The 25,572-nt window shown below is 59.0% G+C and carries 21 protein-coding genes; 13 read left to right on the plus strand and 8 right to left on the minus strand.

Annotated elements, in window-relative coordinates:
* From BLW71_RS21430 to BLW71_RS21455, 6 genes are all read right to left on the minus strand, one after another.
* Positions 1-1,530 (minus strand): amidase, encoded by a 1,530-nt coding sequence (locus BLW71_RS21430; RefSeq protein ID WP_091801176.1) that lies wholly within the window; start codon positions 1,528-1,530, stop codon positions 1-3.
* Positions 1,531-1,619: 89 nt separating this feature from the next.
* Positions 1,620-2,546 carry a LysR family transcriptional regulator gene (locus BLW71_RS21435; protein WP_091801179.1) on the minus strand — a complete coding sequence of 309 codons (927 nt, stop codon included), beginning with the start codon at positions 2,544-2,546 and terminating at the stop codon, positions 1,620-1,622.
* A 59-nt stretch (positions 2,547-2,605) separates the two neighbouring features.
* Positions 2,606-3,841, minus strand: a complete 1,236-nt coding sequence (locus BLW71_RS21440; RefSeq protein WP_091808684.1) for an MFS transporter — start codon at positions 3,839-3,841, stop codon at positions 2,606-2,608.
* Positions 3,842-4,583: 742 nt separating this feature from the next.
* Positions 4,584-5,429, minus strand: coding sequence for an MBL fold metallo-hydrolase (locus BLW71_RS21445; protein ID WP_091801182.1), 846 nt, complete (start codon positions 5,427-5,429; stop codon positions 4,584-4,586).
* A 21-nt stretch (positions 5,430-5,450) separates the two neighbouring features.
* Entirely contained in the window at positions 5,451-5,777 is a 327-nt protein-coding gene (locus BLW71_RS21450) for a hypothetical protein (protein ID WP_091801185.1), read from the minus strand.
* Between the two features lie 7 nt (positions 5,778-5,784).
* Positions 5,785-6,330 carry a sugar ABC transporter gene (locus tag BLW71_RS21455; RefSeq protein ID WP_091801188.1) on the minus strand — a complete coding sequence of 182 codons (546 nt, stop codon included), beginning with the start codon at positions 6,328-6,330 and terminating at the stop codon, positions 5,785-5,787.
* Positions 6,331-6,496: 166 nt separating this feature from the next.
* Here BLW71_RS21455 and BLW71_RS21460 point away from each other — a divergent pair, with 166 nt between their 5' ends.
* Positions 6,497-7,390, plus strand: a complete 894-nt coding sequence (locus tag BLW71_RS21460) for a LysR substrate-binding domain-containing protein (protein WP_091801191.1) — start codon at positions 6,497-6,499, stop codon at positions 7,388-7,390.
* Between the two features lie 318 nt (positions 7,391-7,708).
* On the opposite strand, the gene BLW71_RS21465 is transcribed toward BLW71_RS21460, so the two are convergent.
* Positions 7,709-8,641, minus strand: a complete 933-nt coding sequence (locus BLW71_RS21465) for a LysR family transcriptional regulator (protein ID WP_091801194.1) — start codon at positions 8,639-8,641, stop codon at positions 7,709-7,711.
* Between the two features lie 347 nt (positions 8,642-8,988).
* On the opposite strand from BLW71_RS21465, the gene BLW71_RS21470 reads away from it, so the two are divergent.
* The 3 genes from BLW71_RS21470 (at position 8,989) to BLW71_RS21480 (ending at position 12,333) form a co-directional block, all read left to right on the plus strand.
* Entirely contained in the window at positions 8,989-10,302 is a 1,314-nt protein-coding gene (locus BLW71_RS21470; RefSeq protein ID WP_091801197.1) for a serine hydrolase domain-containing protein, read from the plus strand.
* A gap of 63 nt (positions 10,303-10,365) precedes the next feature.
* Entirely contained in the window at positions 10,366-11,232 is an 867-nt protein-coding gene (locus BLW71_RS21475) for an NmrA family NAD(P)-binding protein (protein WP_091801200.1), read from the plus strand.
* 81 nt (positions 11,233-11,313) lie between these two features.
* Positions 11,314-12,333 carry an aldo/keto reductase gene (locus tag BLW71_RS21480; RefSeq protein ID WP_091801205.1) on the plus strand — a complete coding sequence of 340 codons (1,020 nt, stop codon included), beginning with the start codon at positions 11,314-11,316 and terminating at the stop codon, positions 12,331-12,333.
* 814 nt (positions 12,334-13,147) lie between these two features.
* Here BLW71_RS21480 and BLW71_RS21485 read toward each other — a convergent pair.
* On the minus strand, positions 13,148-14,089 hold the full coding sequence (locus BLW71_RS21485) for a LysR substrate-binding domain-containing protein (RefSeq protein ID WP_091801208.1): 942 nt from the start codon (positions 14,087-14,089) through the stop codon (positions 13,148-13,150).
* A 477-nt stretch (positions 14,090-14,566) separates the two neighbouring features.
* On the opposite strand from BLW71_RS21485, the gene BLW71_RS21490 reads away from it, so the two are divergent.
* The 9 genes from BLW71_RS21490 (at position 14,567) to BLW71_RS21530 (ending at position 25,329) form a co-directional block, all read left to right on the plus strand.
* Positions 14,567-15,838, plus strand: coding sequence for a tyrosine-type recombinase/integrase (locus tag BLW71_RS21490; protein WP_177204981.1), 1,272 nt, complete (start codon positions 14,567-14,569; stop codon positions 15,836-15,838).
* Positions 15,835-16,785 carry a tyrosine-type recombinase/integrase gene (locus tag BLW71_RS21495; RefSeq protein ID WP_091794123.1) on the plus strand — a complete coding sequence of 317 codons (951 nt, stop codon included), beginning with the start codon at positions 15,835-15,837 and terminating at the stop codon, positions 16,783-16,785. Before BLW71_RS21490 ends, BLW71_RS21495 begins: the two co-directional genes overlap by 4 nt.
* On the plus strand, positions 16,782-17,792 hold the full coding sequence (locus BLW71_RS21500; RefSeq protein ID WP_091794125.1) for a tyrosine-type recombinase/integrase: 1,011 nt from the start codon (positions 16,782-16,784) through the stop codon (positions 17,790-17,792). The genes BLW71_RS21495 and BLW71_RS21500 overlap by 4 nt, the downstream gene beginning before the upstream one ends.
* A 176-nt stretch (positions 17,793-17,968) precedes the next feature.
* The gene (gene istA / locus BLW71_RS21505) at positions 17,969-19,492 is read left to right on the plus strand and encodes an IS21 family transposase (protein ID WP_091794127.1); all 1,524 of its coding nucleotides are present in this window, start codon (positions 17,969-17,971) and stop codon (positions 19,490-19,492) included.
* An 8-nt stretch (positions 19,493-19,500) separates the two neighbouring features.
* A complete protein-coding gene (gene istB / locus BLW71_RS21510; RefSeq protein WP_091794129.1) occupies positions 19,501-20,289 on the plus strand; it encodes an IS21-like element helper ATPase IstB in 789 nt (262 codons plus the stop codon).
* A 151-nt stretch (positions 20,290-20,440) separates the two neighbouring features.
* Complete coding sequence (locus BLW71_RS21515) at positions 20,441-21,676, plus strand: metal-dependent hydrolase family protein (RefSeq protein WP_091801211.1); 1,236 nt, start codon at positions 20,441-20,443, stop codon at positions 21,674-21,676.
* A 34-nt stretch (positions 21,677-21,710) separates the two neighbouring features.
* Positions 21,711-23,072 carry an MFS transporter gene (locus tag BLW71_RS21520; RefSeq protein ID WP_091801214.1) on the plus strand — a complete coding sequence of 454 codons (1,362 nt, stop codon included), beginning with the start codon at positions 21,711-21,713 and terminating at the stop codon, positions 23,070-23,072.
* Positions 23,069-23,614, plus strand: a complete 546-nt coding sequence (locus BLW71_RS21525; protein ID WP_091801217.1) for a GAF domain-containing protein — start codon at positions 23,069-23,071, stop codon at positions 23,612-23,614. Before BLW71_RS21520 ends, BLW71_RS21525 begins: the two co-directional genes overlap by 4 nt.
* Positions 23,615-23,778: 164 nt before the next feature.
* A complete protein-coding gene (locus BLW71_RS21530; protein WP_091801220.1) occupies positions 23,779-25,329 on the plus strand; it encodes a tannase/feruloyl esterase family alpha/beta hydrolase in 1,551 nt (516 codons plus the stop codon).
* The last annotated feature ends 243 nt before the right edge of the window (positions 25,330-25,572 follow it).

Genomic DNA, 25,572 nt, shown 5'->3' on the forward strand with positions numbered 1-25,572 from the left:
TCAGACTGCGGAAGCGGAAGCATTGGGAGACGAGACGGCGTCGAGTATGGGCGGATGCGTGACGATGGACTTCAGGTCCACATCCGTTGTGCGCAGCTTCGCGGCATCGGGAATCGGTCGGCGCGTTTCATCGGATGAAGCAAAGAGCGTCTCGAACGCGCGCGCCGCATCGAGCAGCGCGAGATCGCCACGGAACGTGCCGATCATCTGCAAGCCGAACGGCATGCCGCGATGATCAACACCGCACGGCAACGACAACGCCGGATTCGTCGCGAGCGTGACCACATACGTGAGAGACAGCCAGCGATAATAGTTCTCCAGCTCGACCCCATTCACCGATTTCAGATACGGCTGCGTCCACGGGAACGGCGAGACAGGCGTTGTCGGCGAAAGAATCACGTCGTAACGGTCGAACAGCGTCTGGAAGCGGCGGAACAAGCGCGTCTGGGCGCTGTGCGCACGCACGCAATCGGCAAGACCCAGGCCGATACCCATTTCATAGTTCGCGCGCGGATTCGGGCCGAGCAGATCGGGGTTGGTCTCATACGCTTTTTGCAGCCCCGCGACGAAAGCCTCCGCACGCAACACGTCGAAGCAGCGATGCGCGCCCTCGAAGTCCACTTCGATCGGTTCGCATACGGCCACCTCGCGACGCAGGAACTCGATCTTGCGGCTGAATACAGCGCGAATATCCTCTTCGACTTCACACACGCCGAAATCTTCCGTGTAACCGATGCGAAGCTTCGATACATCTGTGAGCGCGCGGCCATCCATCGTCGGATTCATCGCGAACGGATAGCCGAGCGGATCGCTGCCCGACTGACCAACCGTCGCCGCCAGTTGCAGCCACGTGTCTTCGACGGTGCGCCCCATCGGCCCAACCACGGCAATCGGCGTCCAACCAAGCGGCTTCCGGTCGCTCGGCACGAGTCCCGGCGAGGTACGCAACCCGACCACGCCGCATTTCGCCGCGGGAATGCGCAGCGAGCCGCCCGTGTCGGAGCCGCTGGCCAGCGGCACCATGTCCAGCGCCAGCGCAGCCGCCGAGCCCCCCGACGAACCACCCGCGTTCAGACGGGGATCGAATGGATTACCCGTCGCGCCCCATACAGCATTGAAGCTGTTCGCACCCGCGCCCATTTCCGGCACGTTGGTCTTGCCGACGACAATCGCACCCGCCGCGCGCAGCCGGCGCACCAGCGTATTGTCGTGCGCGGGCACGTTCGCGCGATAGAGCGGCGAGCCATACGTGGTCAGAAGACCTTCCGTTTCTTCGAGATCCTTGATGCCGATCGGCAATCCGTGCAGGGAACCCGCTGGATTGCCGCGTGCAAGTGCGATATCGGCGGCACGGGCTTCGATGCGCGCGCGTTCGAAGCTCGTCGCCGTGATGGCATTGACATACGGATTGAGCGTCTCGATTCGCGCAATGCAAGCTTCGAGCAATTCGACGGCGGAGATTTCGCGCGCCTGCAATAGCGCACGCAGTGCGACAGCACTATGACTCGTGAGTTCATAACGGTCGTTCATCGGGCAGTCCTTTAAGCGGCAAGGCAAGAGTCCGCTCAATGTAGACGACGCGAAAATCGACCGCTAGTGATGTTTATCGAACGGTGAGTTCACTTTTGCTCAACGCGCGCGGGCGGCGCAAGTTCGCCACTGAGCCGATCGACAAATGATTGCAGCAAAGGCGGCAACGCACGCCGCGCGAGGGTTTGAATTTCGATGGCGCGTTCGCCGGTAGCAAGCTCCGGCACGGGCAACGCAACGAGTTCTCCAGAGGCCAGCCGCGGGCGTACGAACAGTTCGCCGCTGAACGTCACGGCGTCGCTCGCGAGCGTGAAACCGAGCAGCGTTTCGAGCGTGGCGCTGCGCAGCACGCTCTTGCACGCGACACCTTCGCGGCTGCAATAGATATCAATCAGCTTGTGCAGTGTTGAATGCACGCCCGGCAATGCGAGCGGATACTCGAGCAACTCACGAAACGAAACCTGCGCAGCCCGCGCCAGCGGATGAGATGACGCGACGATCGCGAATACGGGCGACGGTGCGGAAAACGCAACCTGAATGTCCTTCGCCGGCCCGAAGCTGAACGTGAGGCCGATATCACATTCGGCTTCCCGTACGCGCTGCGTGACGTTGGCTGCCGTATCGACGGCGACTTCGAACGATGCGGGCGCAACCTCGCGACGGAAGTCCGCCATCGCACGCGGCAGAAAGTTGACTGCGAAACCTTCCGTGCAGGCAATGCGGATCGTGCGTCCGGCTTCGCCGCGAAGCGCGTCGATTTCCAGCGAAATCTGTTCGGCGTCGAGTTGCGAACGGCGCGCATAGGCGGCCAGCATTTCGCCCGCCTTGCTCGGCACCATGCCGCGCGATTGCCGCACGAAAAGCTGTGCGCCGAGTTCGCCTTCGAGCCGCGCGATCTGGCGGCTCACGGCGGAGGGCACAACGTTCAGCCGGGTCGCGGCATCGGCTATGGAACCGGTGTTGACGACTTCGAGGAAGTAACGGACGGCGGTTTCCTGAAGAATGCGGGCGCTCATGACGGATCAACGGGAGGACGTGGCCCGCAATCATAGCGCCTGTTTGGCCGGCAAAGCGATCAGGCCTCCTCGGCGGCGCCAAGGCGTGCATCGGCCTCGGGGGACAGTCGGATCGTTAGACTGGTGATGAACGCAAACGCCGTCGCCACGATCAGGAAGCCGAATACCGCGTTGTAGTTGCCGGTGAGCGAGACCAGCAGGCCAATGACTGCTGGCGCGACGAATCCCGCGACCTGTCCGCCGAAATTGACCATGCCCGCACCCGTGCCAATGAGCTTTTGCGGCAGAAATTTGGCCGGCAGCGCGAAGACACCTGCGAACACGAACGACTTGAAGAAGTAGACAATCGACTGATACGCGATCACGCCCATCACCGTTTCCGCCGTGTACATTTCGTAGAGAAAGAAGCCGGAGATCGCGCAGCAAACGGCCATCAGCCACTTCTCGCGGCCATCGAACCAGCGCGTGAGAATCCAGCCGCCCAGCGCCGTCGATATGCTCGCCGCTACGAACGGCAGCGGCGTGAGCATGCCGACTGCCTTGAGGTCGAGATGACGCTCGGTCAGGAGATACGCAGGCATCCACGCATCGAGTCCCTTGTTGACGATGCCCATGCCGAACCATGTGAGCAGAATCTTCCACATGAGCGGCATCTTGAGGAGCGCGCGCGTTGCCGCGCCGTCGATGCGTGCGGAACGGCCAGCCGAATCGCGTTTCTGATGCGTGTCCTTCACCACGAACAGATAGAAGAGCGCGAACACGAGGCCCGCGCCGCCTGCGACGACGAACGCATGACGCCAGCCGATATAGAGAATGAGCGGCGCAATCGCAAGCGGCGCGATGAAACTGCCGACATAGTTCGACGACATCAGGAACGCCGACATTTTCGGGCGATCGGCCCGCGCACACGATTCCGTCACGCCCTTCACTGCGGCGCCGGGATAACCGCCTTCACCGAGACCGAAGATAAAGCGGATCGCGATCAGCGAAGCAAGCGACCACGCGAGACCCGTCATCAACGTGAACACCGACCAGAACGCGACGGATATGACGATGACCTTTTTGCTCCCCCAGCGATCTGCGATCCATCCGCCGGGAATCTGCATGGCCGCGTAGCTGACATAGAACGTGCTCATGACAACGCCCAGCGCTGCCGAGCCGACGTGAAACTCCTTGCCGATAGCAACGAGCGACAGTGCAATCGCCGAGCGGTCGATGTACGAGATGCAATAACCAAGGTAGAGCAGCGCGAATACCGCAAGGCTGGCACGCCTGCTTTTATTGGGGTCGATCATGCTGGGCATCTGCTGAAAGAGAGAAGATCGGGTCCGCACCGGCAGTGCCGTGCAGTCCCACCGCGACTGGTCGAATTGATCGTAAGTAGCCACAAGTGAGCCGACAAGTGACATATTCAGATCGCTCCGTTCGCGAAAACTCACCTGAGAAGCGGGCCGCGAGTGGTCTGGGCGTAGTTTTTCCTTTTTAGATAAAAGTCACAGGGGCGCGCTGGCGGCCACCTCTGCGTCGGTATCATCGACGAGCCGGCTAATGGCGAGCAGTTCGCGTCGTACTCTGGCAGACGCCCAAAATCTGAACGACGCGCCGAGCCAATTCAGACATTCTTGGGCGCCAGCGCGGCACGGGGGACGCCGGTTGCCCGTTCAACGGCCGGTTTTCGGTCGAAAACCGTCGTTTGGGTTGGCCCCACCGGGCGGACGAGAAGGGTCGGCCTATGCCTTTCGCATATCTGCCGCGGTCAGCGATCCTGCTTGGTTTGCGTCGGCCCGGGTTCGGCCACAAGCGGCTGGTCACGTATACCGTTGATCGGACATTCAGGCGTCGGCTCTGGCCTCCGTAACCGGCCATTCGACTATCAAAGACGAACGCTTCGTCACTGGCCCGTTCGCTAGTGCGGTGGGTATGCCGCTCAAAAAGGATCAAGAGGCCAACGCCGTTGACACGGCATCGCAGTGTTCGTCGGTAGCTCAGTGCGGAGTGCTGGAGTAGCTTCAGACATGACTGATCCTCCTCGCCGTATCATGCTTCTGTCTCGTAAAGCAGACCGTAGCTCTGGCCTGTTCGCTTTATTCGCGCGAAGCCGAGTTCCCCCAAGTGCATACCGGCGATCAACAGTCCCTCCGAACTGACCAGGTCCAGAAGCCGTGATCGTGTGGCGACTGCCAGGGAAGGGTCTTGATCGAATGCAATCGATACGTCTGGCCGTTCAATCTGGATGTGAGGAAAATGAACAATATCTCCCCAGACAAGCAGGCTCTGATCGCGGGATTCAAGCAGATATCCGGAGTGTCCATCTGTGTGTCCCGGTAGTGGCATCGCTCTGATACCGGGGAGCACTTCCCCTTCATCGAAAGTACGGAGCTTGTTGCGGTAGCCGTCGAACACTTGACGCGCTATCAGGAAGTTGCCGCGGGCACGCTCGCTGGCGCGGCTTAGATTCCCGTCATCCTGCCAAAATTCGACCTCTCGATGATGAGCAACAAGCTCCGCGTTCGGAAAGGTAATTTGTCCGGCCGCGTCCACTAGCCCTCCGACATGGTCGGGATGAGCGTGCGTGAGCAGGATTGTGTCGATCTCGGATAGTTCGACGCCAGCAAGCGATAAATTGGTTCTCAGGCGACCTCCCCATTGCTTGATGCCTCCAGCCCCACCGTCGATGAGAATTGTGCGACCCGCTCCGCGTACAACGTAGCAGTTGATATGCACGGCGGCAGGCTCCTTCTGGCCTGCATCACTTTGTATTCTGGAGGCTTCGGACGGGGCGATATTCGAGAGGAACTCCAGGCTAGCGGTGAGGTAGCCGTCGCTGATCGCGGTGATCGTGAAATCCCCGGCTCGCTGACTTGGAAACGTGATGGTGGACACAACTCTTCTCCAGAAGACTTCCTAATTGCGGGCGTGAATGTTCGACGCGGCATAACCAAAACAACGGATGCGCGCCGTGAGACCCGTGCAGCGCGCAATGGCGTCGTCCAGGGCTTCCATGAACTGGTTCATTACCGAAGGCGTGCGAAACGTCTCAAGGCGATATTGGACTTCCGCGAAGACGGGATGTCCGTGCCCATGGCGAACGTCGACATAGATGACATGAACGTTTTCGAGCGCTGCTTCAAGGACACTCGTACAGAGTTCGACGCAGTCGCGGGAAAGCTCGGCAAGCCTCTCATCAGACGGCATTTGCCCCGTAGAAATATAGAAAGTGACATTGGGCATCGCGGACCTATTTTTCCTGTCCGGTCGAAACGGTGCGGGGGCGTGTCAGTTGTCCCGTCATCGGCGAATAGAGGTGGACACCTTCGGGCATGCTCCCGACAAGCTGAGTGTTTCGCCGAGGCAGTTTTGCGAGCCAACGGTGTTCCGGAAATTTCTCCAACGCAACTGCTCGCATGGCCAACGGTGTGAGACCCATCTGGATCAGCGGTTCGGGGCCGTTTGCACAAAGCACGAGGAGTTCGTCTGCATTTACCGCTGGCGCAAGGCCGATATCGCTGTAGAGATTTCGGTGCCAGTCGGTAATGTGTTGCTGCCACCTTGCGAAATTGCCGCCGCCTTTCTGGCGATATTCCTCTCCCGTTAATACATCGAGACCGTCGATCGTGTGGACGGCAAGGTAGACCGGGCAACCATCGCTTAACGACTTGAAGCGCTGTGACGTGTGAAAGCCGGTCACCGAGATGAGGGCGGGCAGTTTCTCAAGGCTGTAGAAGTCGTTCCATTCGGCTTCGCTGCTTGGATCGGCGAAGCTGCATTCCACGGTGTAGATCATCAGATTATCCCTCGTGGCGCGTAAGCAGATTGCTGCAAACGATCCGTGTTCATTGCGATAACGTAATGCTAATCTGAGACTTTCGGCGTATATAACGATATAAAGTCAGCCTTCGGTGACATTTGCTCAAGCTGGCGTCCAACGCATATCAATCGGGGAGACCCCAATGCGACGTAAGATCCCAAGCAATTCCGCGCTCCAGGCTTTTGAGGCCGCCGCTCGACACGGCAGCTTCGCCCGCGCGGCCGAAGAACTGGCGCTGACCGAGGGCGCCGTTAGTCGTCAGATCGGTCGCCTGGAGGCATTTTTGGGTGTTGCGCTGTTCGAGCGCGTTGGAAATCGGGTGCGGCTTGCTCCGAACGGCACGCGATACGCGGTGCAGGTTCGCGAGATTCTGGATCGGCTGGAGCGGGACAGCCTATATCTGATGGGGCAGCCTATCGAAGGCGCGAGCATTGATATCGCCGCAATTCCGACCTTCGCCACCCGTTGGCTTATCCCCCGCCTGAAACGGTTTCAAAATATGCATCCGACCATCACCGTGCATATCGCCGAACGAATGGAACCGTTCATTCTTTCCGGAAGCGGTTTCGACGCAGCGATCCATTTCGAGCATCCGGCATGGGCGGGTATGCATCTGCATCGACTGCTGGAAGAGGTGCTTGTACCGGTCTGTAGTCCGGCGCTCCTCGCAGACGCAGGCGCGAAGCCGGCGTTAGACGAATTGCCGCGCCTTCACAGGCGGCAAAATCCGGACGCGTGGCAGCTTTATGCACACGAGGCCGGCATCGCGCTGACCAATTCGGCGGTTGGGGCACGTTACGATCTCCATTCCATGCTGATCGAGGCGGCGGTAGCTGGTCTGGGCGTCGCGTTGGTGCCGCGTCTTTACATCGGGGCAGAGCTCGAACAAGGGCGCCTGGTTGCGCCCTGGCCGGACCGCGAAGCGATTACCAAAAACTTCTGCCTTGTTCTTCCTGAACCGCTCGAGTTGAGTGCACGGCCACTACAGGCATTTGCGAAATGGATTCTTGACGAAGCCCGGGGCGCAGCGCCTTAAAGCCGCACCCGACACGCATCACAAAATAGCGATCCGGCAGGGTTGCCATCCCTAGGCGGTCGCTTCGCTTCGAATGAACTGTCGCCAGTCGACGAACGGCCGTTGGAGCTTTGACAGCCGCCATAGTTGTGACGCGGGGTCGACGCGCCGTAACGGGTCGCGTGCTGCCGATCGCAACCGTTCTGGATTCGGAAGTCCACGCGGTTTGCATGAGGCACGGTTCGGCCAGCACTGGACGTTCGTAACCTGATCATGGCAGACCGCAACCCATACGTAACCGGCCATTCGATATGGCCTCGCCAGTCCGCCGCGACAGCATTAGCGCGTCCCGGCGCGCTCGTGATTGCCTGTCAGTTCCACCACGAAGTCAAGAAAAGCGCGGGTCTTTGCCGGCACGTGGTGCCGGGACGCGTAGTAGACGTATAACGGATACCGTTCGTCTACCCATTCGGGAAAGAGATTGATCAATCGGCCATCAGCAATCAGAGGCTCGGCACCGAGCCGCAACATCTGCGCAATTCCTGAACCGGCGAGACATGCGTTGAGCAGGGCACCCGGATCATTGACCGTGAGTCGTCCCTGAGTGTCGACCACAATGCGCCTTCGCTTGCGATGAAATTCCCACTGGAACGGCTTGCCTGTCTCCGGGTTGCGAAATTCAAGGCATCTGTGGCTTCGACCTTGCAGGTCCTCGGGCTTTGCCGGCCGTCCCCAGCGAGCAACGTACGAGGGCGCAGCGACCGTCACGATGCGGGTGTCGAGCAGTTTTCTCGCGATCAGGGTAGACGCTTTCGGTTCGCCGAATCGCACGGCGAGGTCGAAGCCGTCCATGACGAGGTCGCCAAGACTGTCTCGCGCGATGAACTCGATTTCGAGTTCGGGGTGTGCGTCCATGAACGCATCGAGTTGTTGCCCGAGGATGGTCCGGTAGACGACAGGATCCAGATTGATTCTCAGCTTTCCACGCACAGCGGACGCGCCGCCTGCCGCAGCGGCCGCTGCTTCCTCAAGTCCGGCGAGATGGGGCATGACCTGCTCGTAAAAGCGGCGGCCCTCTTCAGTCAGGGAGACGGAGCGCGTTGTTCGGCTGAAGAGCCGGATGTTCAACCTTTTTTCCAGCCGCGCAATTGCCCGACTGACGCCGGGCGGCGTCATTCCTATTACCTCCGAAGCGGCCACAAACGTTCCCGCATCCACTACGGCGGCGAACACGCTAATGCTGCCGGAAAGCTTCTCGCTACTGGATCTCATGGTTGCTCGGGTTAAGACGTGTTGAAAGCGCGACCGACCACCTGAATGCGAACGCTGCGCCGCGCAGCAGTGCTGGACCTGTCCATGGATCATGCCAAATAGGTGACGCATTGTCACTTATCTGATGACATCCATATCATTTTGTTTCGTTTGGTGCTTGTCCAGAATACGTCTCACCGAGACATCCGGTCTCGCCAATCGAAAGGAAATCGCCATGCACAGCCCATTTTCATCGTTGCTCTGGCGACCGCTGGACGCATCAACTGGAACCGATCGCGGCGCGCGTTGCTCGCCCCCCACCGAAGCACTGTGATGCCGCGATTCATTCATTCGGAAAGGAACGGAAAATGGCAGTTCAAACGGATCGTCGTCGCCTCCTGAAGGGAGCGTCGAGCCTGCTGGCTCTTGCGACACTTGGTGGCGTTGCAAGCCGCGACGCGCGGGCAGTACCGCAGCGTGCGAGTGGCGACGCCGCGCTGGCCGATCACCCGGCCCACAGTTCGATCGATCAATGCCTGCAACGGGCGGTGGACGACGGCACGGTGGTTGGTGTTGTCGCCATGGGCGCAACGGACCGCGGACTGGTTTACGAGGGAGCGTGTGGCCGGGCGAATGCTCGCACCGGCGAGGCTATTAGTCCTGACACAGTCTTCTGGCTCCTGTCGATGACAAAAGCGATTACCGCAACCGCGTGCATGCAGCTCATCGAACAGGGCAGACTGCGGCTGGATCAACCTGCGGGCGAGATCCTGCCGCAGTTGAAGTCGCCTCAAATCCTCGATGGATTCGACGTCTCGGGGCAGTCGAAGCTGCGTCCTGCGCGCAATGCGATTACGGTGCGTCATCTGCTCACGCATACCTCCGGCTTTACCTACAGCATCTGGAGCGACAAGCTCAGTCGGTACGAGACGGTAACGGGCATGCCGGACATCGGCTATTCGATGAACGGTGCATTCGCGGCGCCGCTCGAGTTCGAGCCGGGCGAGCGCTGGGAGTACGGCATCAGCATGGACTGGGTCGGCAAACTGGTCGAGGCCGTGACCGATCAGTCGCTGGAAGTCTACTTCCGCGAGCACATCTTCGATCCACTGGGCATGCGCAACACGGGCTTTCTCATCGGTAGCAAGCAGAAGCAGCGCGTCGCGACCATGCACAGGCGTCAGGCGGACGGCTCACTTGCGCCCGAGCCGTTCGAGATCAACCAGCGCCCCGAATTTTTCATGGGCGGAGGCGGACTCTTCAGCACACCGCGCGATTACATGGCGTTTCTGCAGATGCTGTTGAACGGCGGCACGTATGGCGGCGAACGCGTGCTGCGCGCCGACACCGTCGCGACGATGTTCCGCAATCACATTGGCGATCTGCAGGTCGCGGAAATGAGGACCGCGCAGCCGTCGTGGTCGAACAGCTTCGATCAGTTTCCGGGGACCGCGCACAAGTGGGGGCTGTCGTTCGACATCAATACAGAGCAAGGACCCCACGGACGAAGCGCTGGCAGCGTGAGCTGGGCCGGGTTGTTGAACACCTACTTTTGGGTCGATCCGGTGAATCGGGTCGCCGGATCCCTCTTTACGCAGATGCTGCCCTTCTACGATGCGCGCGTCGTGAACCTATACGGACAGTTCGAGCAGGCCTTTTACGACGGTTTGGGTCGCGCCTGAGCGATTGACCGTCGGCACATCCACGCTGCGTCACCCGATATATCCACACATGGAGAACGAGCAATGTATGCAATCACAGGAATCACCGGCAAGGTGGGCGGCGCACTGGCCCGCGAACTGCTGGCTACTGGTCAGCCGGTGCGCGCAGTCGTACGCGATGCGACGCGGGCAGAGGCGTGGGCAGAGCGAGGTTGCGAGATCGCGACGGCTTTCATGGAAGACCCTTCGTCGCTCGCCGCCGCGTTCGAAGGCGCGACAGGCGCTTTCATCCTGCCGCCTTCGGAGTTCGATCCGGAGCCCGGGTTTCCTGAAGCGCGCACAGTGATTGAGGCTGTGTCCGCCGCACTCCTGAGCGCGCGGCCGGACAAGGTCGTTTGCCTCTCGACGATCGGCGCACAGGCCGACGAGGTCAACCTGCTCACTCAACGCACGCTGATGGAGCAGGCGCTGCGCGAGATGCCGATGCCTGTGACCTTCCTGCGGCCTGCCTGGTTCATGGAGAACGCCGCGTGGGATGTTGCGTCTGCAAGCGACGATGGCGTCATTGCCAGTTACCTGCAGCCGCTCGACAAGCCGGTGCCGATGGTCGCCACCGCGGACGTAGGCCGCGTTGCTGCTGAACTGCTTCAGCAGACGTGGCGCGGTGTGCGCATCGTCGAGCTTGAGGGCCCACGCCGGGTGAGTCCTAACGATCTCGCAGTCGCTTTCGCCGGCGTGTTGCGTCGTCAGGTGCGTGCGGAAGTTGTCGAAAGGCAGACGTGGGAAGCGCTGTTCCGCAAGCAGGGCATGAAGCATCCTCTACCTCGCATGCGCATGCTGGACGGCTTCAACGAAGACTGGATCGATTTCGAAAGCAGCTCTGACGAAATCTTGCGCGGCCACGTCGAACTGGAGACCGTTCTGCGCGAGCTTGTGTTGCGTCGAATCTGACCAGAGCCGAGGGCGCGACGCGTGGACTCCAGGTTTTACTCTACCGATGCATCAGATTTTCGTTCAAACAAGGAATACACGATGGAATACAGCACACTTGGCAGAACCGGGCTACGCGTCTCACGGCTGAGCCTGGGCGCAATGACGTTCGGTGCTGGCTCGGGCATCTGGGGCAATATTGCCGGCTTGAATAGCGATCAGGCCGCCCGGCTCGTCGCGATGGCCGTGGAACGTGGAGTCAACCTGATAGACACGGCGGACGCCTATTCGCAAGGTCGCTCAGAAGAGGTCGTGGGCCATGTGCTGAAAGCGCAGGGGCTGGACGAAGATCGAATGCTCGTCGCGACGAAGGTTCGGCTACGTACCGGCACCGGCCAGAACGAAGTGGGATTGGGCCGCTCACACATCATGCGCTCGGTCGAGACAAGCCTGAAGAGACTCGGTCGCGATCACATCGACCTGTTCCAGTTGCATGACCGTGACGCGCTTCTTCCGCTCGACGAGACGCTTCGTGTGCTGGACGACCTCGTCACGCAGGGCAAAATCCGCCATATTGGCGTGTGCAATTTCAGTGCAGCCGATCTCGAGCGGGCCGTCGGGATAACGTCCCGTACTGATCGGGCTCATGTCGTGAGCAATCAGGTGCACTATTCGCTGACGAGCCGCGATATCGAACTCGAGATCATGCCGGTTGCAGCCACAAACAGAATGGGCCTTCTGGTCTGGAGTCCGCTCGCAGGTGGCTACTTGAGCGGCAAGTACTCGCAGAATGGCGAAGCTGCCGGGCGGCGTGCGAAGCTCGACTTTCCGCCGGTTGATACAGTCAGGGCGGAGCCGATCCTCGCAGTATTGCGTGAAGTCGCCGACGAACTGGCGGCCACGCCGGCTCAAGTCTCATTGGGTTGGTTGCTTGCGCGCGAGCAGATCACTTCTGTCATTATCGGAGCCCGCTCGTGCGAGCAACTCGCAGCTAACCTCGATGCACAGAATCTCGCACTAACCTCCGAACAGTGCGCGCGGCTCGATAAAGTATCTGAACCGTCAGTTCCCTTCCCCTACTGGATGCAACGCTTCCATGACCGGGATCGCGTCTGCGGATGAGGGGCCAGCGTCGGGAATCCTGCCTGCGCGAGGCGGTTGAATGGGGAATGCCTGTGGCCATGTGCGGCAGCTCATCCTCGAATAGCCGCCGTTCGAATTCTGCGGCTGGCCGACCGGAATGGGTCGGTGCATGCCTTTCGCATATCTGCTGCGATCAGCGAGCCTGCGACGTTTGCATGGCCCGGGTTCGGCCACAAAGCGACGTTCGCCTGGGGCGTCGCTTCGGAGGCCAGGTGGCCGATTTACTGGATCAGCGGTCATCCGGTGATACAGGGCCTCGGTCATAGCATTGAGTTATCTTGCCGTTAATCCGCCTCCTTTGAGCCCACTACTTGACCGATTTCTATCCTTCTCATCAGTACTCCAATAATGGTGCGTTTCGTGTCGATTTGCCGTTTTCATACGTTTATCCGCGCTCAGGCACGTGCGGCGGGCGCCTGGCGCGCAGGGAGTTGCACCGTAGCTTGAAGTGCCTGCGATTCTAGACTGTACCCAGACCCGGAACTCCGGGGAAGGTTGCCGGCTCACCGAGGCTCATGTCTGCGTCGGTATATACCGACCGATTCCCAATGCCGTAACCAGCGTCAACAGATAGCTTGACGCAAACATCGTTCTAACAATCGTCCCCGGCTGGAATGCCGCGCCTCGCTCCGAGCGCAGAGCATCGAGAGAGGGTTGGCCGTGATTCGCGAAGAATCCGCCACACCTTGGTCCAAGTTCCTGATCTAGCGATATGAGTTCGTGTACGCATTGCTTCGCGAGATGGCATACACGGTAGTGATATGACCAGGCGAAGGCCATGCACCTGCGGATGTCACTTTTGGTCGCACTGACAATAGCGGCATTGCTGGATCTCCGATTGTTCCTGTTCCGTAAGCAGACGCTGGGTTTGTCCGTTGTGCCAGCACTCGTGGCTTATCCACTCACGAAAGCGCTGATAGCTCTCGATGTTGCTGCGCCAGTTCGGCGCGCATAGGTAGTAGCCGAGCGGGCTTTCGAAGCGCTGCGTGAAGGGCTCGATCAGCTGTCCGCCGGCCAGGACGTCCCCCAGCAGGCAGGAGGGCACCAGCGCCACGCCTAGCCCGGACACAGCGGCCTGGATGATCAGTGTGAAGAGATTGAAACTTGGGCCGATACGTGCTCCCTTGTCCTCGCCTGCGTATGCGATGAACCAGTCCTCCCAGGCCGACGGAATTTCATTGTGTTGCAGCAACGTGCAGGTTCTCAGGTCCGCGAATGACTCGATGGCAACCCGGTCCCGGTAACCGGGCGAGCAGACGACGCTGGTTTCATTGCCGATCAGGTAGGTGGCCTCCGCAATCGCCCAATCCCCGTAGCCGTATTGAATCGACGCGTCGTGATCCGGGCCGCTTTCCATGTTGTCGATGGTGTGATAGCGCACGAAGTTGATCGAAACGTCCGCATTGAGTGCTCTGAATGTCTCCAGCCTGCAAAGCAGCCAGTTCGCTGCGAAGGTGGGCGCCACGGACAGATTGAGCAGATGGGTGTGCCTGGCTGTCGACATCACCTGCGTGGTGGCGCGTTCCAGCGCTTCCACTGCGGGCTTCGCCTCCCTCAGATAGTTCTCACCAATCTGGGTCAGCGCGAGGCCGTTTCTCGCCCGGATGAACAGCGAATGCCCAAGGTAATTCTCGAGCTCTGCGATATGTCGGCTGATTGCGCTTTGAGTCACAAACAGCTCTTTGGCCGCCTTCGAGAAAGACAGACACCGCGCCGACACCAGGAAGGCATTCAATTCAGAGATGGTAGGGCAGCGTCTTCGCATGGCTCGTATGAGTAGTGGTCATAGGGGTAGAAGTATTTGGCGGAGATCCGAGGCACAAACATGCAGCCCCCCGTTTTTTGTGAATTTCCGGCATATAGGCGCCATTTCGTTTTCGGCGTAATGGCGCCACCGGATTTCCGGCGTAATGGAGCCACGGCGTTTTCGGCGTAAAGGCGCCAGTAGTTTTGCGGCGTAATGGCGCCACCCAGATGACGAGCAGCGAGGGTTCGAACTTCATTGATCGGCTAGACTCCCGGCCTTTTGCCGGGAGAGGCCGTGGCCAATCGGAGGTTCGTTAGGCACGGGCGGAAATTAGGTTCAGAGGCGACACGGTGAGTGCCCTTGTACGCGGACTGTATCGTAGAGAGCCGCGATGCGACCTTTGTTGAAGCGCACCTAATTTCGGTGTACTCCTACCGATGCATACGTTGGTTCATGGAGGACATCATGACTGTCAGCAAATTGGCGGCGGACTCATCGCGCTGTGGCATAGCTATCGGGAGCCCCGTAGACGCCATCGTCTCCAAATACGTTGATCACTTGCTTGCCCTGCGATATGCGGACGATACGATTCAACACTATCTGGCCTCCTTGCGTCACTTTACGCATCGGCTGAACAAGAACAAGCGGTTGACCCTTGCCGATATCGATGATGCTCTCGTGACGGAGTTTGTCGATGTTCATTTGCCGCATTGCAGATGTCCGCGACCGTGTATGCGCCATGTCAACACGGTACGCGCGGCTCTCCGCCATCTTCTGGCCGTTCTCAAGGAGGAAGGGTTGTGCAGCACCGTACGACCTCAGTTGCATACGCCGGTCGACATCGAACTAGAACTGTACAGGCATTATCTGGTGGATAGTTGCGGTTACGCGCAGACCACTTGCCGTAACCGCCTTTGGCGGATTCGCCGCTTCCTCGACTCTGTCTTCGGTCAGGGTCAGGGGTCCGTGTCTGCCGGTCACCTGACTTCAATGGATATTGAGGACTTCACCGCACGCTGTTTCAAAGGCCGGAGTCACGGGACACGTCGTAGCTACTGCGTTGATCTCGCAAGTTATCTGCGCTTTCGTGGCTTGAACGGAGATGACACTCGTGCTCTCTTCGCTGCGATCCCGAAGATGGCGCCACCAATGCCGGCGCCTCTGCCGATTGCGATGACCGAGAGGGAACTGGATCTCTTTTTCGCAGCGTTCGATTTGACCAAACCGATTGGCATGCGCGATTTCGCAATTGCACGGTTTTTGACCGATTTGGCGCTACGTCGCATGGAAGTCGTGCGACTGCAGTTGGAATCATTCGATTGGCAGAATGGAACGGTGACGCTGACTCATAACAAGGGCGGACGAGAACGCAAGCTACCGCTGCCGGTACAAACGGCCCACGCACTTGTCCGCTATTTACAATACGGACGGCCCGATACGAGTAATCGTGCCGTCTTTGTCCGGCAAATCGCGCCGTACGACATGCCGATTGACGCCGTTGCCATCAATCACCTCATCAGAGGCGCCTTTGTACGTGCAGGCCTCGACGAGCGATTTCATGGCGTCCACGTGTTGCGACGCACGGCAGCAACCCGCCTCATTCAAGGTGGGGCATCGCTAAAAGAAGTTGCCGATGTACTGGGGCACAGACATCTCAACACGACGACGCTTTACACCAGGGTTGATCTTGATCGTCTGCGCAAGGTAGCGCAACCATGGCCGGAGCATCGATCATGAATGCGCCCCGACTTTGGACCGAGCGCATCGAAGACTACCTTGCGTATCGGCGCAACGCTGGATTTAATGTCGTGGGCGACGCGCCCAGACTGCGGCAATTCGGGCGGTTCGCTGATCGGCAGACGCCCCCGCAGTCACACCTTGTCGTCGAACTCGCCGTGGCATGGGCTCAATCGACGAAACGAAGTCAATACTTTACTTGGGCTCGGCGTCTTGAGCTGCTGCGGGGTTTTGCGCGGTACTGGCAGCGTTTCGATCCAGTGACCGAGGTGCCGCCAGGAAGGTTGCTCGGCAGAGCCTATCGCCGATTGACGCCACATATTTTCACTCAACAGGAAGTATCGATGCTGATGGCAGCTACCGCCGGCCTGCAGCCTCGGGATGGCCTGCGTCCTGCGACCTGCAAGACCATGATCGGGCTGCTCGCAGCAAGTGGACTACGCCCGATAGAGGCCACACGCCTGACACGTAATGACGTCGATCTTGATCAGGGACTGCTGTTGGTCCAGGAAGCAAAAGGGCATCGAAGCCGCTTGATTCCATTGCATCCGAGCACCACAGAGGCACTACGCACGTATGCTCAACAGCGTGATCGCCTCGTGCGCCAGCCAGGCAGCGACCGTTTTTTTCTGCTCGACAAAGGTAAGGCAGCCGGCGTACCAACGCTCCAGTGCGCGTTGGAAACCCTATGCCGTCGACTCGGGTGGTTGCCACGAGGCGATTATGCGCATCATCGCTGTTATGACTTCAGACATAGTTTTGTCGCCAACAGTCTGTTGCGCGCCGACCGCCACGGGATCGATGCTGACCACGCAATCCTCGCGCTCTCGACTTATCTCGGCCACGCTTCAGTTGCCCACACTTACTGGTACTGTACGGCGGTGCCGGAACTGATGGCAATCGTTGGAGAGCGCTTTCATCAGTATGCCAAAGGAGAATCGACATGAGCCTTGTCACCAGCCAGCCACAGGAGTTTGCCTCGCTCCTCCAGCGGTTCTTCGTCGAGCGGCTAATGCAGCAGCAGAATGCGAGTGCAAGAACGGTCGAATCATACCGTGACACCTTCCGTATGCTATTGACCTACGCTCAGCAAGTGTTGCATAAGCCGCCCGAGAAGTTAACTCTCGACGAGCTCGACGTCACATTGATCACTGCCTTTCTGGACCACCTCGAAACTGCACGATCCAATAGCATTCGCAGTCGCAATGCCCGGCTTTCCGCAATACGGACCTTCTACCACTATGTCACGATGCGATGTCCGCAAGCACTGCACCTGGCTCAACAAATTCTCTCGATCCCAACGAAACGTTTCGAGAGACCGCTTCTCGGATTTCTCTCACGTGAGGAAGTTCACGCCTTGTTGGGTGCGCCCGATCCGGATACGTGGTTCGGGCAGCGCGACCGTCTATTGCTCGCACTGCTGTACAACACTGGAGCCCGAGTGTCGGAGCTGACAGGAATGCGGGTAGCCGATGTAACGCTCGCTGCGACGCCGTGGGTACGCCTGCATGGCAAGGGGCGGAAGCAGCGTGCCGTACCCCTATGGCGTGAAACTGCGGCAGCGATACGCACCTGGATACGTAACCAGCGTTTACAACCGGAACAGCCGCTGCTGCCAAGTCGCCATGGCGGACCAATGACGCGCGCAAACGTGGCTGAACGATTTTCGCTGGCACTGACGGCAGCAGCGAAGACCTGTCCATCGCTTCTGAAGCGCCATATTACCCCGCATTCCATGAGGCACACGGTTGCCACGCATCTCTTGCAGGCCGGTGTAGGTATCACCGAGGTTGCGCTCTGGCTCGGACATGAAAGCCCCCTGACGACGCACGGCTATGTCGAGGCAGATCAGGCAATGAAGCGCCGAGCACTTGCGGCGGTGAAAGCGCCCAGAGTCAAGGTGCCTTTTTATCGCCCACCCGATTCACTGCTCAAATTTCTGGAAAGCCTTTGAGTTTATTAGGTGAAGCATTCGAGCGAGTGACCTCGCTCCCAAGTTCCCTTCCCGGGCCAGACGATAGCCTCACAACCCCGGGAAGGGCCTCCCCAATCCGCTGCCTCATATTCAACCGAACCTAATTTTCTGACTTACCTAACGAACCTTAGGTGAAGCTTCACCTAAGGTTCGAGATGTACCAATACCGACAGATCCTGGTGCGCATGCGCCGAGGCGACTCTGACCGGGATATCGCACGATCGAAGACCATGGGGCGCAAGAAGATTGCGCAGGTGCGGGAGATTGCCGCCAGGAACGGATGGTTGGCGCGTGAAGCGGTTTTGCCCGACGAACACGTAATGGCCGCTTTCCTGGATCGCAAAGAGGCGCCGCTACCATCGAGCTGCGTCTCAACGTTGGAACCGTGGCGGGAGCAGATCGCCAAGTGGCGGGCAACCGGAGTTCAATGCACGACGATCCACTCCACGCTCGTTCGCAACCACGGATACGGCGGCAGCTATTCGTCGGTCTATCGTTTCCTTCTGCATATAGATGCATCGCACACGCCCGACGTGCCGCTGCGCCTGGAATTCAAGCCGGCCGAAGCGGCCCAGGTTGATTTCGGCGCTGGTCCGATGATGACCGACGCGCTCACCGGCGAGATCCACAAGACATGGTTCTTCGTCATGACCCTGGCCTGGTCGCGCCACCAATATGTTGAGTTTGTCCGAGACCAGACGGTAGCAACCTGGCTGGGATGTCACCGGCGCGCGTTCGAGGCATTTGGTGGTGTGCCGGCTCGGGTCATCATCGACAATTGCAAGTGTGCGATCACGCGCGCGTGCTATTACGAGCCCGAGGTGCAACGCGCGTACGGCGAGTGCGCAGAAGGATACGGTTTCAAGATTGATGCTTGTCCGCCAAGGGATCCGCAAAAAAAGGGAATCGTGGAATCGGGCGTCAAATTTGTGAAGCGAGGCTTCTTGCCCTTACGCGAGTTTCGTGGCGTGGCTGACGCCAATCGCCAGGTACACGCGTGGGTGATGAACGAAGCCGGCAACCGCATTCACGGTACGACTCGCGACATGCCGCTCAAGCGCTTCGCGGAAGTTGAACGAAGCCTGCTGATCAGCTTGCCGGACGTGCTGCCGGAGCTTGCCGTGTGGGCGAAGGCCAAGGTGCACCGCGACGCTCATGTCCAGTTCGAGCAGAGTTTTTACTCGGTCCCGTATAGGCTGGTCGGCCAGGAACTGTGGCTCAAGGCGACCGACACCATGGTGACGCTGTATCGCGGGCAGGAATCGGTCGCAGCCCACGCCCGCCTTACTCGCGCAGGCGGCCGTCGCACGGTAGACGATCATCTGCCATCCGCTGCCCAGGCGTGGCAACTGCAGGACACCCAGTGGTGTTTGGCAGCTGCTGAGCAGATCGGGCCTGCCTGCTATGCCCTGGTTCAGGCGCTCTTCGGCGACAAAGTCTTAATCAAGATGCGCTCGGTGCAAGGCGTTTTGCGGCTCAAACAGAAATACGGAGCAGTCCGCCTTGAAGCTGCCTGCTCGCGCGCCAACCACTACGGCACGCCGCACTACACGGCCGTTAAAACCATTCTGCAAAAGGGATTGGATCAGCTGACGCTGTTAAACGCCTTTGATGCGCTGGCGAGCACCTACACCGAAGGCGGCCGTTTCTGCCGCAACACACAAACCATTCTCCAATAAGGCCGGCCATGCATCCCATTCCTGAATTGACTCCACTGCTTAAGCAGTTGCGCTTGTCCGGCATCCTCGATTCGCTGGAAGCGCGAAACCGCGAGGCCATCGATCGCAAGCTTGCCTTCACCGAATTCCTTTCGCTGCTCATTCACGACGAAGTAGCCCGGCGCGATAACAAGAAGCTCAGCCTGCGCATGCGACGCGCCAACTTCCGTAGCCAGAAGACGCTCGAAGGATTCGACTTCGACCGGCTACCAGGGCTGAATCGATCCGCTATCCATGATCTCGCCACGTGCCGATTTATTGACGAGAAGGTGGCGGTCCTGATTGCCGGGCCTTGCGGAACGGGGAAAAGCCATCTTGCGCAAGCCCTCGGACACGCTGCAGCTCGGCAAGGACACGATGTGCTGTTCTCAACACAAAGCCAATTATTAGCAAGCCTGCGCAGCGCGGCAGCCGTGGGCACTTACGACCGTCGTTTCCAGTATCTCGCCAAGCTTCCACTTCTGATCATTGACGACTTTGGTCTTAAGCCACTGCGTTCGCCAGACGATGAAGACTTCCACGACCTGATCGCCGAGCGTTATGAGCGCGCAGCAACGATTTTAACGTCGAATTTGGACTTCCCAGAATGGGGGGAAGCATTCCCAGGTAACAAGATGATCGGCGCTGCAACCCTCGACCGCTTGCGTCATGGCGCTCACAAAATCGTCCTCGACGGCGAGAGCTATCGCGGACTCAAACCGGGCGTCGAAACACTCAGAACCGAGCTTGCAAAAGGAGGCAAAATCAAGCAACCTTGATCCCCGTTCGAGCCCTCGAATTGCCCGTTTCCAGTGGCGTCATTACGGCGAAAATGCCCGGCGCCATTACGCCGAAAGGTGACATTTTTGTCTTCGTTACAGTCAGCGACATGAAGACAGCAAAGTTCGCGTCCTGCGGCTCAGAAACATAATGCGACCCACCCTTATTCGAAACGCCCACATTCTTGATACGCGAAAGCTTGAATTGCATTTTACTCATGGCGTGCTGATCCGCAACGGCGCTATCGAGAAAATCGGCAGCGCCGATCTGACTTGCGATGACGCATTGGAAATCGACGCCCGGGGCATGACTCTGATGCCGGGCCTGATCGACTGTCACGTGCATGTGATGGCGTCGTCCTTCAATCTGGGTGTGGTTGCCCGCATGCCTAACGCGCTGGCGCTACTGCGCGCCCTGCCGATCATGAAGGGCATGCTGGATCGCGGCTTTACTTCGGTGCGCGACGCCGGCGGCGCCGACTGGGCGCTGGCCGAGGCAGTCAAAACTCGGCAAGTGACCGGGCCGCGCCTGTTCTGTGCCGGCAAGGCATTGTCCCAGACCGGCGGTCACGGCGACTTCCGCGGCCGCAATGACATTATCGAGGACCCCTGCGCGTGCGCCTACAAGATCGGCAACATCGCTCGCGTGGTCGATGGCGTCGATGCCTGCCGTCTTGCAGTACGTGAGGAAATCCTGAAGGGCGCGACGCAGATCAAGGTCATGGCGTCGGGTGGCGTGGCCTCGCCGAACGATCCGATCATCAACATGGGTTTCTCCGAAGCCGAGTTGCGCGCCATCGTAGAAGAAGCCAGCAACGCCAACACTTATGTGATGGCCCACGCTTATACGCCCAAGGCGATCACTCGCGCGATCCACTGCGGCGTGCGGACCATCGAGCACGGAAACCTGGTGGACGAACCCGCCGCCCGGTTAATGAAGGAAAAAGGCGCCTTCATGGTACCCACGCTTATTACGTACGAAGGTCTGGCCAACGACGGCGCCAGATATGGCCTGCCGCCCGAATCGGTTCGCAAAATCGCGGATGTGCGCACCAATGGCCTGGAGGCGCTGAAGGTGCTTGACCGTGCGGGCGTCAAGATTGGTTTTGGCTCCGATCTGCTGGGCGAAACGCACCACATGCAGTCAGAAGAACTGCTGCTTCGCGCAAAGGTGCTCGGCAATGCCAAAACAATTCAACAGGCCACGCTGATCGGTGCCGAAATCCTGAATCACACCGGCTTGCTGGGCGAGATCGTTGAGCAAGCCTATGCCGACCTGCTGCTGATCGACGGCAATCCCCTCGACGACATCGGGTTGCTGACCCAGCCTGATACATCTATCAAGCTGGTCATGCAAGACGGCGTGATCCACAAAAATATCCTTTAACCGCCCGCTAATCGATCGTCCCTCGGAAACGTCTATGTACACCGTATCGGAACGCCTGGAACGGCTGCCGTTCAGTCGCTTTCACTTCAAGCTTCTCATCATCGGCGGCCTGGGGCTGGCCTTTGAAGCATTGGATGCCGGCATCATTGCCTTCATCCTGCCGTCCCTGCGCGTGAAGTGGGGATTGACCGGCGCCCAGACAGGCTGGATCGCCAGCAGTACGTATGTTGGCTTCATGGCGGGCGCACTGCTGTCGGGGCTGGTCGGCGACCGCTTCGGCCGTAAGGTCGTGATGATGTGGGCGCTGCTGTTGTTTTGCGTCGCCACTTTCGCCAACGCGTTTGCGACGAACTTCCACGAGTTCTACATTCTGCGGATGATCGCCGGTGTGGGCATGGGGGCAGAGGGCGCGATCATCGCACCGTATCTGGCCGAGTTTGTCAGCAGCCGATATCGCGGCCGCTTCACCGGGGCGCTCGCCGGGTTCTTCTCTTTCGGCTTCGTGTTGTCCGCGCTGCTGGGCTATCTGGTTGTGCCGACGGGCCCCGATGGCTGGCGCTATCTGATGATCCTCGCGGCGCTGCCGGTGGTGTTACTGCTGTGGATGCGTCGCGCGCTGTTCGAATCTCCGCGCTGGCTCGAACAGGTGGGCCGACACGATGAAGCGGCACGCGCATGCGATGCGATCGAGGCGCAAGTGACACTCGCCACCGGCCAACCCCTGCCAGCAGTGCAACGGTTGCCGCACGATACGGCGACGGCAGGTGCCATTGAGCGGAGCAGTTTCTTCGGCCGGCTGGCTGTACTGTTCAAGCCGCAGTACCTGACGACGACCATCGTAGTCTGGGTCTTCTGGATCGCGGTCATTTTCTGTTACTACGCTTTCCTGGTGTGGATTCCCAGCTTGCTGGTGAGCAAGGGTTTCACCATTACCAAGAGTTTCTCATTCACGATCCTGATCTATCTCGCGCAGGTTCCCGGTTACTATTCCGCCGCGTATCTGAATGACAGGATCGGCCGCAAATATACAATTCTGGCCTACATGCTGGTGTCGTGCCTGGCCGCTCTGGGACTGGCCTTTGCTGTCGGCGACACGCAGATCATCCTTTACAGCCTGGTGCTGTCCTTCGGCATGAACGGCGTCGTCGCCGGTCAATACACCTACACGGCCGAGGTCTACCCCACTCACATCCGCGCCACCGGCATGGGCACGGCTTCGGCGCTCGCACGGATTGGCTCAATCGCGTCGCCCACCATCGTCGGCGCGGCTTACCCGTTACTTGGCTTCGCCGGTGTGTTCGTGCTGATTACCGCGGTGCTCATCGTCGGCGGTTTGGGCATTCTGCTGTTCGGCAAAAACACGCAAGGCGCCATTTTGGAGGGTATTACCGAATGACACGAGAGCAGACACTGACGCATCTGTCACAGGCCGCACATGCGCTAGGGAGGGCCAAGGATGCCGCGACCCAGTGGTCAGGCATCTCGCACCTGGCCAGATCAGTGTATGGCTACGGGCTGCTGACAGGACTGGTGTACCTGAAGGAGCAGCGCCTGATGCGGCGCATCTTCTCGACCGACGACACCATCAGTGCACCGGGAGGCTATAAGACTACCGGCAAGGGGCCCTGGTCGGCTCGCGTGCTGGACCAGGGACTGCCTTACATCGGCAGCGACGAGGCCGACATTCGCTGCGTGTTTTCCGAGGCCGAGTTGCTGATCGAGCGCGGTTTGCACTCGGTGCTCAACGTCCCCATCTGGTGCGCTGGCAACGTGATCGGATCGCTGAATCTCCTGCACCACAGGCACGCATACGATCATGTAGACGAGCAATTGATCCATCTGGTATCGGGCATTTGCGCACCGCTGTTTCTGCTGGAGAAAACGAGGGAACAGGATACCGCAGCGTCTGTGGACCCGTCTGGGTTGGAAAGCGTCTAGATCGCACGAATTGCGCTCAGGCGCAAATAGGAAAGCAAGTTGAGACATTTACTTGGGACACCGTATCGAATGCGATGAACCGCATTCCATACGGCAGGCGCAGCGTAACTCTCGCTTGCTCGAGGAAACATAAACGCAGTTCCTGAGATAGAACGGAGGAGCAAATGGGTTCAATCATCACACGACAGCTGAGTTGTCTGAAGACGCTTAAAAGTACGAAGACTATGGGTCCGATTGTGGGATCTGTCGCATTGCTGCTATCGGCCTGCGACGGCAGCGGAGTTTCAAGCGCTCCAGGGCAGTCGGCTGCCGTCAACCCTGCCACTCAGTGCGCCGCTTTTTTAGGAGAGACCATTGGACCAGCAACGGTGCAGGGCGCCTCATTCGTTCCAGCGACATCGGCTGCCCCCGAATACTGCCAAGTGACCGCAGCAGAAAGTGGACGACCCACATTCCAGATGGTGGCGCTTTTGCCCGTCAATTGGAACGGCGGGGTCGTGCAAAGTGGCGGCGGCGGATTGGACGGCCCTGTGCCAACATCGCTGTCTTGGGACAGTGGCAAACCCCTAAACGACGGCTTGGCCTTCATTGCCTCAAACGGCGGGCATGACATGCCAGATCCCGCAAATTCAGGCGCTGCGCTTGCGAACAACCCCGAAGGGATGCTGGATTATTCGTACCGCTCAATTGGAACAACGTTCGATTTTGGTAAAGCCGCTATTTCACAATTCTATGGTAAGCCGCTCGAAAAGAGCTATTTCGATGGGTGTTCGAAGGGGGGAACGGAAGCGATGATGGCGGCATCGCATTATCCGGATAACTACGATGGAATCGTCGCGCAGGCACCTGTGCCTCACCTGAATGGGTGGATTACCAAGGTCGCGAGCTACGGAGCTCTGGTGCCGCTTACCAATGACAAATGGCAGGCGGTCTACGACGCATATGTTGCACAGTGCGACGCCTTGGATGGAATCGTGGATGGAATTGTCAGTAACCCGGGTGCGTGCAAATTCGATGCAACGAAACTCACCTTCCTCTCGCCGGATGAGATCAAAACCGTTCAAAGTGTGACGTCAGATCTGACGTTGGCAGACGGTGCGGTCGTGTATAACAAATTTGGTTGGGGCTCTCAGGCCAGCTTTTACGGGACATTATCACTTTTTTCCGCAATGGAGTATCTGGGTGTTCAGTGGATGTCGTATCCCATTCTCAACAGTCCAAACTACAATCCAGCCAGCTTCAATACCGACGTTGGCTATGGCCAGATTGTTGCGGCCAACCAGCCATACTCCGTTGATGTCGACCCATCTGCGGTAGCAGCTTTTCTGAAGAAGGGTAAAAAACTGCTTGTTTTTCAGGGGGGGGACGACGGCGCGCTGTCTATCGAAGACAACATCAATTTCCAGAAAACTGTCGTAGCGGCCGCAGGCGCCTCCGCTAGCAATACCCAGATGTACATACTGCCCGGTGTCGGTCACTGCGGGTATCAGTATTCAACGCTAAAGGGGGCGAATTCCATTGGTGCTCTTTCGGCTATGCGGAGTTGGGTCGAGCAGGGGCAGCAACCCAATGGGCTAGTTGCGACGCGTCTCGGGAGCGATGGATCAGTACAGATGACCAGACCCTTGTGTGTTCAAGGAGCATATCCAAAATACAAAGGCAGCGGAGACGTATCGAAGGCGGACAGTTTTAGCTGCGTTGCAGATGGTACGTAATTGCTGTACCGCCGTGGGTAGACGGAACACGCCAAACGAACTGACCGTAGGCGCCAGTCTCCTCCCATCAGGCCGCCGTGTTTGAGAAGGTCCACGATTGCGTGCGCACCCCACAACCTGCGGACGCAATCAATGAATCGCTTTACCTGACCGCTTTCCTTGGGACGAGCATTGCCGCGCAAGCTTTAAAAGTATTCCGCCCGGTGCTCTGGTTGAGGGGAAAGCGTTGGAGGCGTGCCAGCC

It is taken from the genome of Burkholderia sp. WP9 (assembly GCF_900104795.1).
Lineage (GTDB): Bacteria > Pseudomonadota > Gammaproteobacteria > Burkholderiales > Burkholderiaceae > Paraburkholderia.